The sequence below is a fragment of the Paenirhodobacter ferrireducens genome, assembly GCF_004022265.1.
Taxonomy (GTDB): Bacteria; Pseudomonadota; Alphaproteobacteria; order Rhodobacterales; family Rhodobacteraceae; genus Rhodobacter; species Rhodobacter ferrireducens.
Genome location: NZ_SAVB01000054.1, coordinates 1 through 1,363 on the forward strand (window position 1 = coordinate 1; position 1,363 = coordinate 1,363).

The 1,363-nt window shown below is 66.5% G+C and carries 1 protein-coding gene; it reads left to right on the forward strand.

Annotated features, from left to right (window positions below):
• The first annotated feature begins 74 nt into the window (after positions 1-74).
• Positions 75-1,103: an IS110 family RNA-guided transposase gene (locus EOW65_RS19810; protein ID WP_128152394.1), complete on the forward strand. Its 1,029-nt coding sequence runs from the start codon at positions 75-77 to the stop codon at positions 1,101-1,103.
• Positions 1,104-1,363: the final 260 nt, after the last annotated feature.

Below are 1,363 nucleotides of genomic sequence, written 5' to 3' on the forward strand. Positions count from 1 at the left end.
TGATGCTGTAACCGCCCCCCGACGGCATCTGTGTGCCAAGGTGGGTTTGCGAGGATCCACAAAGGAGAGCGGTCATGTCGGAGATTATCACGGTCGGGCTCGATCTGGCGAAGAATGTGTTTCAGGTGCATGGGGCTGACGGGGCGGGTCGGGCAGTCCTGCGCAAGAAGCTGAGGCGGGATCAGGTGCTGGCGTTCTTCGGCGACCTGCCGCCCTGCATTGTCGCCATGGAAGCCTGCGGCGGCGCTCATTTCTGGGGCCGCGAGATCGGCAAGCTGGGCCACGAGGTGCGGCTGATCCCGCCCGCCTACGTCAAGCCCTTCGTGAAGCGGCAGAAAAACGATGCGGCGGATGCCGAGGCGATCTGCGAAGCGGCCATGCGCCCGACGATGCGCTTCGTGCCCGTGAAGAGCGAAGAGACCCAGGGGGCCGCGATGGTCTTCCGGATCCGCGAGCTGCTGATCCGGCAGCGCACGCAAGCGATCAACGCGCTGCGCGGCCATCTGGGCGAGTTCGGGCAGATCGCGCCGCAGGGGACAGCCAACGCCGCGCGACTGATCGCCATCGTCGAGGGCCCCGACAGCGGGTTGCCCGTCGATGCCATTGCCGCGCTGAAGGTGCTGGTCGCAGCCCTCACCCATCTGGAGGCGGAGATCGGCAAGCTCGATGCCGAGATCTTCCGCCGGGCCAAGGAGAACGAGGTGGCCCGGCGGCTCATGACCGTGCCAGGGATTGGCCCCCTGATCGCCACGGCCCTCGCGGTCCTGGCTCCGCCGCCCGAGACGTTCCGGAAGGGGCGCGATTTCGCCGCCTGGCTCGGGCTTACACCGAGGCAGCATTCCACGGGAGGCAAGCAGCGCCTTGGGGCAACGACGAGGATGGGCGAGCGATCCTTGCGACGGCTGCTGATCATTGGGGCGAACAGCGTCATCATCAAGCGGCATGGACATGCCGCTGCCCGGCCGGGCACCTGGCTCGGTGGGATGTTGATGCGCAAGCCGCCGATGCTGGTGCGGGTGGCGCTGGCCAACAAAATGGCGCGGATCGTCTGGGCGCTGATGGCCCGGGGCGGCGTCTACCAGTCCCCGGCCGCTGCGGCGTAGGCCGTCACTGGTCGCGAGGACGTCGGAGCGGAAGAGGGCCAGGAGAAGTATGGCGCACGGTCGTGAGACGGGATCGGGAGAACCAGGGCGCAACAGAGTGCCATCGAGCACGCGGCTTTGATCTGGACCCGGCCTGCGAACACCATACGGGCCCGCGGCATGGAGAAAGCCGCAATATGAGGCCGGATACATGTCAGCACCCGACACCGCGCACAACTGCTTCAAATGCCCTCTTGCGTAAGGGGCGGTTATACATGTTG